The sequence below is a fragment of the Streptomyces sp. 142MFCol3.1 genome, assembly GCF_000424945.1.
Lineage (GTDB): Bacteria > Actinomycetota > Actinomycetes > Streptomycetales > Streptomycetaceae > Streptomyces > Streptomyces siamensis.
In genome coordinates, this window is the sequence record NZ_KE384280.1 from 1 (window position 1) to 9,716 (window position 9,716).

Here is a 9,716-nt window from a genome sequence, read left to right on the forward strand (position 1 = left end):
CGAGCGCAGCGCCTCGTAGGCCATCGCGGGGCCCAGGTCGGAGCCGCCGATGCCGATGTTCACCACGTTCTTGATGCGCTTGCCGGTGTGACCGGTCCATTCGCCCGAACGGACCCGCTCGGCGAAGCCGGCCATCTTGTCCAGGACCGCGTGCACGGCGGGCACCACGTTCTCACCGTCGACCTCGACGATCGCGTCCCGCGGGGCACGCAGCGCGGTGTGCAGCACCGCCCGCCCCTCCGTCACGTTGATCTTCTCGCCCCGGAACATGGCGTCCCGCAGCCCGAACACGTCCGTCGCGGCCGCCAGGTCGCGGAGCAGGCGCAGGGTCTCGTCGGTGACCAGGTGCTTGGAGTAGTCGATGTGCAGATCCCCGACCTGGAGCGTGTAGCCGGTGCCACGTCCGGGTTCGGCTGCGAACAGGTCCCTCAGACGGGTGTCCGCGAGCTCCTCGCGGTGCTTGGCCAGAGCGCTCCACTCGGGGGTCTGGTTGAGCCTGGTACGGCTTTCTGCGTTCATCTCGGACTTCAGCCTTCTTTCCTGCCTGTGCTGCTGCGTACCTTGCCCCACTGCCGGTCCCAACCTAATTGATCAGGGCTTGACGCGAGCTGTCGTCGCGCCGTCGTCCGGCTCAACAACAGATACGTCCGGCTTGAGCGCAGGTATCAGCGAGGTGACGGCGAGGGCGAAGAGTGCCGCCGCCAGCAGGGCGGGCCCGTTCAGCCCGTACGCCCCGGCCACGGCGCCGCCCAGCAGGGCGCCGAGCGGGGCCCCCGAGGTCGAGGTGGTGCGGAATGCGGCGCTGATGCGGCCCACCATGGATTCCGGGCTGCGCTGCTGCATCAGCGTGACCTGGTTGACGTTCCACAGCATGTTCATCAGTCCGAGCAGTGCCATGCCCGCGAGGAGGGCGCCGATGTGCCGGACCGTGCCGACGAGCAGCAGCGACGACGTCTGGACGCATCCCGCCGCCAGCAGGCTCCGGGCCCGTCCGACCCGCCCGGCGACACGCTGGGCGAGGAAGCCGCCGCAGAAGCTGCCGACCGCGTACGCCGTCATCGCCGCCGCGTACCCCGCGTCCCCCGTGTGCAGCCAGTGCGTGACGTGCAGGACGAGGGTGGCGATGAGCGCGCCCATGCCGATGTTGCACAGCAGGGTGGCCGTGCACACCGCGCGCAGCACCCGGTCGCCCCACAGGGCGCGCAGGCCGGCGGCCACCTCGGCACGGAGCGTGCTGCCGGCGGGGCGGGGCTCCCGCCGGGGCGGCCGTATCCGCAGTGAGGCGACGAGCCCGGCGGCGAGCAGGTAGGTGACGGCGTCCGCCGTGAACGGCACGGCGGCCCCGGCGGCGAGCAGCAGCGGCACGAAGGGGCCGGCGAGCAGGCCGCCCGCGAGCTGCTGGCCGGTCATCAGCCGGGCATTGGCGCTGCCGAGGGCCTCGCGGTCCACCAGGGACGGCAGCAGGGCCGTGGACGCGTTGTCGAAGAGCGTCTGGAGGGTGGTCAGGCTGAAGGCCAGCGCGATCAGCAGGACGATCGAGGCGTGGCCGAGCGCCACGGTCAGGGCGAAGCCGGCCACCAGTGCGCCGCGCACGGCGTCCACGGCTCCCATGGCCCGCCGCTGGTCCACCCGGTCGGCGATCGCGCCCCCGAGCAGCCCGAACAGGAGCCAGGGGAGATAGCCGCAGGCCGTGACGGAGGCGATGACGAGCGGGTCGTCGGTGAGCCGCACGGCGAGCAGGGGCAGCGCGGAGTTGCGCAGGGCGTCCCCGAACCGCGACACCACGGCCGCCGTCCACAGCCTGCCGAATCCGCCGCGCCACGCGGGCGGGCGCACACCCGCCACCTCCGCCGCCGTCGTCACAACGCCCCCTCCGGTTCCACCACTTCGAGAACCGTAAGGGCCGCCACTGACAATCGGCCCGCAGAGCGGCGGGGACACAGCATGCCCGGCTCCGCTGCCCGGCCGCACACGCTGGCCGCGACCTCGGCACGGCCCGAGCCCACGGGCCACGCACTCCGTCACCGCGCTGCCCGAGCCACCGGGCCACGCACACCGGCACGGCCCGAGCCACCCGACCGCGCACTCCGGTCCGGCCCGCCGTCCTCTCATGGTCCGGCCGACCTGCACCGCATCGGCTCCGGACGCGGGACCGCCGAGGCCGTGCAGCGGCCGGCGGCCGCTTGCGGCGGTGCGTGCCGTGGGGGCCGCGGAACAGCTCCGGCCAGGCACCTGTGAGTACCCGGCCGGTGTCAACTTCTAGATCTCGCCCCGCAGTTTGGCGAGCGCCTCGGCGAGGATCGCCTCGCCGTCCGCGTCGCTGCGGCGCTCCCGTACGTACGCGAGGTGCGTCTTGTAGGGCTCGGTGCGCGGCGGGTCCGGCGGGTTGTCCCGGTCCTGTCCTGCGGGGAAGCCGCAGCGCGGGCAGTCCCAGGTCTCGGGAACCTGCGCGTCGCTGGCGAAGCTCGGCTGAGTCTCGTGTCCGTTGGAGCACCAGAAGGAGATGCGCAGCCGGGGTGCGGACTCGCCGCGCTCGGCCTCACCCATCGGCCCCGCCCCGACCCGGCTTCCTCGGATCGCGTTGCCACTTGCCACGGTCGTAACTCCCTGCGTGATGGTGCCGCGAAGCGAGTCGGCGTGACGCTTCGCTGCGAGCGCCTCAGTCTACGTAAGGCCCAACGCGCGTCCAGTGATTGGAGTTACATCCCCACCCCTAGACGCAAGCCCCATGATAGGCCGCGCCTGAGGGCGCGTACCGGACATGGGGCCTTACGTGCGGAATGTGCTTGCCTGATGTGCAGTTGTTCTGCCGTACCGATGTCGGTCGATGATCAGTTGTTGACCTTCATCAGGATTCCGAGCACGACGATGCACGCGAACCAGAGCAGACCGATCACCAGGGTGATGCGGTCGAGGTTGCGCTCGGCGACCGAGGAGCCACCGACGGACGACTGCATGCCGCCACCGAACATGTCGGAGAGGCCGCCGCCCTTCCCCTTGTGCATCAGCACGAGCAGCATCAGCAGCAGGCTGAAGACGATCAGGGCGATCGAGAACCCCAAAACCACGGCTGGACTCCCTTTCCGAGAAATTCCCTCGGATCTTGATGGACGACGGGGGCCGAAGCCTACTGGGTGAGCGGTCCGCTCACTTTTCGAGGCTCCCGGCCCCCGCAAGGGTACGACGTATCGCGGCTACCGCATACTCACTGGTCGCGGAACCGGACGATCTTGACGAACTCGTCGGCGTCCAGGGAGGCACCGCCGACCAGGGCACCGTCGATGTCGGGCTTCGCCATGATCTCGGCGACGTTCCCGGACTTCACGGAGCCGCCGTACTGGATGCGGACCTGGTCGGCCAGCTCCTGGGTGTACAGCTCGGCGAGCTTGCCGCGGATCGCCGCACAGACCTCCTGGGCGTCGTCGGCGCCGCAGACCTTGCCGGTGCCGATCGCCCAGACGGGCTCGTACGCGATCACGACGGACTCGGCCTGCTCGGCCGGCAGGTCCTTGAGACCGCCCTCGACCTGCGCGAGCGTGTGCGAGACGTGGTTGCCGACGTCGCGGACCTCCAGCTCCTCGCCGACGCACAGGATCGGCGTCAGGCCGTGCTTGTAGGCCGCCTTGACCTTGGCGTTCACGATCTCGTCGGTCTCGGCGTGGTACTGGCGGCGCTCGGAGTGCCCGACGGCCACGTAGGTGCACTTCAGCTTGGCCAGCATCGAGCCGGAGATCTCGCCGGTGTAGGCACCGGAGTCGTGCGCCGAGAGGTCCTGGGCGCCGTACTTGATCTTCAGTTTGTCGCCGTCGACCAGCGTCTGCACGGAGCGCAGGTCGGTGAAGGGCGGCAGGACGGCGACCTCGCAGGCCTCGTAGTCCTTGTCGGCCAGGGCGAAGGCGAGCTTCTGGACGTGCGCGATGGCCTCAAGGTGGTTGAGGTTCATCTTCCAGTTGCCCGCCATGAGCGGCGTGCGCGTGCTCATGCTTGGTCAGTCCTCCAGTGCGGCGAGGCCGGGGAGCGTCTTGCCCTCGAGGTATTCGAGGGAGGCGCCGCCACCGGTCGAGATGTGGCCGAATGCCTTCTCGTCGAAGCCCAGCGTGCGGACGGCCGCGGCGGAGTCGCCACCGCCGACGACCGTGAAGGCCGGGGAGTCGATGAGGGCCTGGGCGACCGCTTTGGTGCCCTCGGCGTAGTCGGGGTGCTCGAAGACGCCCATCGGACCGTTCCAGAAGACGGTGGCCGCGTCGGCGAGCTTCGAGGCGTACAGCTTGCGGGTCTCGGGACCGATGTCCAGACCCTCCTGGTCGGCCGGGATGGCGTCCGCGGCGACGGTGGTGGGGTTGGCCGGGGCCTTCGTCCTGAGGTCGGGGAACTCCGTGGAGACGAGGACGTCCACGGGGAGGACGAGTTCGACGCCGTTCTTCTCGGCGCGCTCCATGTACTCCTTGACGGCCGGGACCTGGTCCTCCTGGAGGAGGGAGATGCCGACCTCGTACCCCTTGGCCTTGAGGAAGGTGTAGGCCATGCCGCCGCCGATGAGCAGGCGGTCGGCCTTGCCGAGCAGCTCGTCGATGACGGCGAGCTTGTCGGAGACCTTGGCGCCGCCGAGCGCGACCACGTAGGGGCGCTCGACGTCGTCGGTGAGCCTCTTCAGGACGCCGACCTCGGTGGCGATGAGGTAGCCGGCGTAATGCGGGAGGCGAGCCGGGAGGTCGTACACGGAGGCGTGCTTGCGGTGCACGGCGCCGAAGCCGTCACCGACGTAGACGTCGGCGAGGGCGGCGAGGCGGTCCGCGAACTCGCCGCGCTCGGTGTCGTCCTTGGACGTCTCACCGGCGTTGAAGCGGAGGTTCTCGATGACCGCGACCTGGCCGGGCTGGAGGCCGTCGACGGCGTCGTGGGCGGCGGGGCCGACGGTGTCCTGCGCGAAGGCGACGGGGGCACCGAGGAGTTCGCCGAGCCGCTCGGCGGCGGGCAGCAGCGAGAAGGCCGGGTCGGGCGCGCCCTTGGGGCGGCCCAGGTGCGAGGCGACGATCACCTTGGCACCCGCGCCGGCGAGAGCCTTGACGGTGGGCAGGACGGCACGGATACGGCCGTCGTCGGTGATGCGGCCGTCGGCCAGCGGCACGTTCAGGTCGGCGCGGACGAAGACCCGCTTGCCGTCCACGCCCGCGGCGAGAAGTTCGTCGATCGTCTTCATGAGTGGACTCCTAGGAGGGCTCTATCCGGAGAGCTGGACGATACGTGCACAGAGCAGGGCCCGGACAACGCGCCTTTGCGCTGCCCGAGCCCTGCTCTCACGTCTGGGTACCTGCTCCGGACTTAGAGCTGGCCGCCGACGAAGACCGTGAGGTCGACGAGGCGGTTGGAGTAGCCCCACTCGTTGTCGTACCAGCCGAGGATCTTCACCGAGTTGCCCTCCTGGACCATGGTCAGGGAGGAGTCGAAGGTGCAGGAGGCCGGGTCGCCGACGATGTCCGAGGAGACGATCGGGTCCTCGGTGTAGGTCAGGTAGCCCTTGAGGTCGCCGTCGTCGGAGGCCTTCTTGAACGCGGCGTTGACCTCGTCCTTGGTGACCTCGCGCTGGAGCGTCACGACCAGGTCGGTGGCCGAGCCGGTCGGAACCGGGACGCGCATCGCGATGCCGTCCAGCTTGCCCTTGAGCTGCGGGAGCACCAGGGCGGTGGCCTTGGCGGCACCGGTGGTGGTCGGGATGATGTTCTCGGCGGCGGCCCGGGCGCGGCGCAGGTCCGAGTGCGGGAAGTCCAGGATGCGCTGGTCGTTGGTGTACGCGTGCACCGTGGTCATCAGACCCTTGACGATGCCGAAGTTCTCGTCGAGGACCTTCGCCATGGGCGCCACACAGTTGGTGGTGCAGGAGGCGTTGGAGATGACGTTGTGCTTCGCCGGGTCGTACTTGTCCTGGTTGACGCCCATCACGATCGTGATGTCCTCGTCCTTGGCCGGAGCCGAGATCAGGACCTTCTTGGCGCCGCCGGCGATGTGCTTCTCGGCGTCGGCCTTCTTGGTGAAGATGCCGGTCGACTCGATGACGATGTCGACGCCCAGCTCGCCCCACGGGATGTCGGCGGGGTTGCGCTCGGACAGCACCTTGATGGTGTGGCCGTCGACGGTGATCGTGTCGGCGGTGTGCGACACCTCGGCCTTCAGACGGCCCAGGATGGTGTCGTACTTGAGCAGGTGAGCGGTGGTCGCGGTGTCACCCAGGTCGTTGACAGCCACGATCTCGATGTCAGCACCCTGCTCCAGCAGCGCGCGGAAGTAGTTACGACCGATGCGGCCAAAGCCGTTGATGCCTACGCGGATCGTCACGAACCGATCTCCTCGTTGGTACGCCGGTTTCGAGACCGGCGAGCTGTATGGGATGTCCCCGACCGCCTACGACCCTACCTCCCTGAGGCGGCTGTGGTGACATCCAGATGCCCCATACACGGCAGGGCGTTCCGTACCCGCCAGTAGGGGTACGGAACGCCCTCCGTGTTGACGACGCTGTCACACAGAGTCAGCCGCGCAGCGCCGTGAGTGCCTTGCCGACGAGGGCCGCACGGTCGGCCGCCGCGGTGACGTGCTCAAGGCCGAAGCCGAGCAGCACGGTGTCCTCCGTGGTGACCGCTCCATATGTCTTGAAGAGCTGCCCGTAACGCGCCCAGTCCTTCAGGACTGCCGGGCTGCCCGGGGGCGGACCGGAGACCTTCCAGGGGCCGAAGGATGTCTCGAAGCCTTCGGTCTCGGTGGCCGTGCCGCCGACGACGACGGAGGCGTCGTCCGCGAGGACACCGTGCCCGCCGCTGCCCGGGTCGGTGATGTAGGCGAGGGAGACCTCGACCGACTTGCCGGCGTACGCGCTCAAGTCGAAGGAGACCTGCTGCCATCCGCTGGAGGCGCCCGTGAAGCTGTTCCACACGCCGCTGGTGCCGGTGTCGGTGCAGCCGGTGGAGTTCACGGTCAGGTACCGCTCGAGCCAGGGGTGTTCCCTGACGAGGAACCCGGCCTCGCACTCCGTGGGGACCGCGGTGCTGGTGGCACCGCCCGCCTCCGGGAGTGTCGTCCAGTCGTCGGCCCCGGTCGTGTGGGCTTCGAGCACCGCGTGGTCGTAACCGGGCTCGGTGTCCCACAGCAGCTGGGTGCGCAGCGTCGGCCTGTCGGCGGCGCTGACCCCGGTGAGGTCGATGGTGCGGGTGAGTCGCTTGTAGCCGTCGTCGGTGTGCACGGCGGCGGCCATGGAGGAGCCGGCGTAGGGCCCGTACGGGTTGACGGTGCCGGCGAACTGGCCCGCTCCGGCGCTGGACCCGAACTGCGGGTACTGCGTGGCCGACAGCGAGTCCGAGGTGACGGCGTACGTGCCGGCCGCGTTCAGCGGGTTGCCGGGCGCGTCACCGAGCGCTCCCGTGGCACCGGCGAGCTTCCCGGCACCGTCGAAGCCCTTGGCGCCCGGCGTGGACGTACGCGAGTAGGCGCCCAGGTAGTACTGGCTGAAGTCGTTCGAGAGGGTGCCGCCGCCGAGGTCGACGCTGCCGCCGGCCAGTTCGCCGGCCTCGATCAGCTTGCCGCCCTCGTTGAGGAACGCCCGCAGCTGGAGCTGGGTCGCGTTGCCCGGCCGTACGCCGCCCGTGTAGTGGACGACGGTCCTGACGTGGGCGAGCACGCCGAGCGCGTCGGGCGCGCCCTGAGTCGCGACGTCCCAGACCAGCGGCTTTTTGCCGTTGGCCTTGAGCGCCTCGACGTACGTCTGGGCCTGCGAGGCGGTCGCGCCCTCCTCGGCGACGACGAGCGTGTCGACGCGGGGCAACTCGGCCACGGTGTAGGTGAAGTGCGTGCTGGAGGTGGGCTTGCCGCGCTTCGTCTCACCGGTGAACCAGACCTCGACCTTGTCGCCGGGGCCGCCGTCCTGGACCTTGGCCCGGTACTCGTCGAAGTAGAGGTTGTCGTCACCGCCGTAGGTCTCGCCACCGCGCCAGGGCCGCAGCGTCATGTCGTGCGTGCGTCCGCCGTTGACCCGATACTTGAGCTCCTTGTCGCGCACGGACCTGCGGACGACGACGGAGACCTCCTGGTCGGCGCCGCGGGAGTACGAGGTGGTGAACGCGGCCGGCGTGAAGTCGGGCGCGGCGATACCGACCGAGGAGGACGGCTGGTCGGGGTGGCTCGCGGTCTCGGCGACGGAGAGCGCGAACGGGACGTTCTTCTGGAACTCCTGCTGGATCAGCTTCTCGTCGTCCGGGAAGGTGAAGACCGAGGCGCAGTCCGCCGCGTTCCACGCGTCGTTCGGGTCGAGGTTCGACGCGGTCTGGCAGGTCGACATCTCGGGGGTGAACATCGCGATGCCGTTGACGTTGCCCGCGTGGCCGTCCGCCTCACCGTTGGTGGTGTAGAGCTCGGAGGAGACCTGCGGGTGGTATCCGGGGACCGCCGAGTTGTCGGGCGTCCCGGCGAGCGACTTGTAGAGCACGTCGTCGGGCGTCGGCGTCGCGACCTGCCAGCCGACTCCGTACAGGAGCAGTTCGGCGGCCGAGTGGTAGTTGATGCCGTACGTGAAGCCGATGCGCTTCTCGAAGGCGTCGAGGGCCTTCGTCTCGGGCTCGGAGGCGGGGCTCGTGCCGCGGTAGGTCTCGCTGGTGGGGTTGGGTGACGAACCCTCGTCGTCGTAGCCCCACTTGTAGGCGAAGTTGCGGTTGAGGTCGACGCCGTCGCCGGTGGAGATGGCTCCGTCACCGTTCACGTCGCGGAGGTTCTTGCGCCACTGGCGCGTGTCCTCGCCCTGGAACGTGTAGTCGTAGCCGTCGGGGTTGGCGGACAGCACGAACCACAGCTCGGTGGAGTCGACGATCTTCTTGACACGCTTGTCCGTCTTGTAGTTGTCCAGGTAGTAGTGCATCAGACGCCGCGTCATCTCCGGCGTGATCCACTCGCGCGCGTGCTGGTTGGACATGTACAGCACAGACGGTTTGGCGCCGTCCGCGGTCTTCTTGGCGCCCTTGGTGAGCTTGAGCGCAAGGATGTCCTGGCCCTTGAGGGTCTTGCCGATGGAGACGACCTTGGTGAGGCCGGGGTTCTCCTGCGCCGTGCGGACGATCTCCTCCTGGAGATTGCCCTTGCCGCTGTACGGGCGGAACACGCCCTGGGCCGCGTCCTCGACGCGGTTCTCGGCCTTGGCCGAGAGGGTGTGCTCGGTGAGTTCGACGCCCTGCTGCTCCAGCTTTCCGGCCTGCTGGTCGGTGGCGTAGACCTCGACCGTCGTCTTCCCGTTCTTCCAGGTCCGGTCGCCGAGTTCGTGGCCGTCCTGTCCGGCCGCGAGCAGCAGGGGTATCTGCTGCTCGGTGACCTCGGCGCGGAACACCTTCACGGCGTTCGCGTCGGGCTTGGGTGAAGTGCCGTTCTGCGCCTGGGCGATGGGTGTCGTTCCCGCACCGCCCAACAGGAGCGCGCCGGTGGCGAGGATCGCTCTCGCTCTTCGTCTCATGAGCCCCCCTTGCACTGGTCCGCCACAGCAGCGAACAGATGCCAGGCTCATGACACTTCATGATCGAGTCAAGAGTGCCTCAAGGACGAACAAACGCCGGTGCCGGCGCCCAAGTGGGCTACGGCACCGGCCTATTGACGCTCGACACGAGGCGGGAGCTCCGGGCTCCGGGCTCCGGGCTCCGGGCTCCGGGCTCCGGGCTCCGGGCTCCGGGCTCCGGGCTCCGGGCTCCGGG

The 9,716-nt window shown here is 69.4% G+C and carries 7 protein-coding genes and 1 pseudogene; all 8 read right to left on the bottom strand.

Annotated elements, in window-relative coordinates; genetic code table 11:
- Positions 1 to 519, bottom strand: a pseudogene (locus H305_RS0143645) (glucose-6-phosphate isomerase); the annotation flags it as partial.
- Positions 520 to 591: 72 nt separating this feature from the next.
- A complete protein-coding gene (locus H305_RS0143650) occupies positions 592 to 1,863 on the bottom strand; it encodes an MFS transporter (protein WP_420708219.1) in 1,272 nt (423 codons plus the stop codon).
- A 396-nt stretch (positions 1,864 to 2,259) separates the two neighbouring features.
- Complete coding sequence (locus H305_RS0143655; RefSeq protein WP_003976875.1) at positions 2,260 to 2,595, bottom strand: RNA polymerase-binding protein RbpA; 336 nt, start codon at positions 2,593 to 2,595, stop codon at positions 2,260 to 2,262.
- Positions 2,596 to 2,831: 236 nt separating this feature from the next.
- The gene (gene secG, locus H305_RS0143660; RefSeq protein ID WP_107440227.1) at positions 2,832 to 3,068 is read right to left on the bottom strand and encodes a preprotein translocase subunit SecG; all 237 of its coding nucleotides are present in this window, start codon (positions 3,066 to 3,068) and stop codon (positions 2,832 to 2,834) included.
- 137 nt (positions 3,069 to 3,205) lie between these two features.
- Positions 3,206 to 3,982, bottom strand: a complete 777-nt coding sequence (gene tpiA, locus H305_RS55625) for a triose-phosphate isomerase (RefSeq protein WP_028805950.1) — start codon at positions 3,980 to 3,982, stop codon at positions 3,206 to 3,208.
- A gap of 6 nt (positions 3,983 to 3,988) precedes the next feature.
- Complete coding sequence (locus H305_RS55630; RefSeq protein WP_028805951.1) at positions 3,989 to 5,200, bottom strand: phosphoglycerate kinase; 1,212 nt, start codon at positions 5,198 to 5,200, stop codon at positions 3,989 to 3,991.
- Between the two features lie 122 nt (positions 5,201 to 5,322).
- On the bottom strand, positions 5,323 to 6,333 hold the full coding sequence (gene gap / locus H305_RS0143675; protein ID WP_028805952.1) for a type I glyceraldehyde-3-phosphate dehydrogenase: 1,011 nt from the start codon (positions 6,331 to 6,333) through the stop codon (positions 5,323 to 5,325).
- Positions 6,334 to 6,523: 190 nt separating this feature from the next.
- Positions 6,524 to 9,481: a M14 family metallopeptidase gene (locus H305_RS0143680; protein WP_028805953.1), complete on the bottom strand. Its 2,958-nt coding sequence runs from the start codon at positions 9,479 to 9,481 to the stop codon at positions 6,524 to 6,526.
- Positions 9,482 to 9,716: the final 235 nt, after the last annotated feature.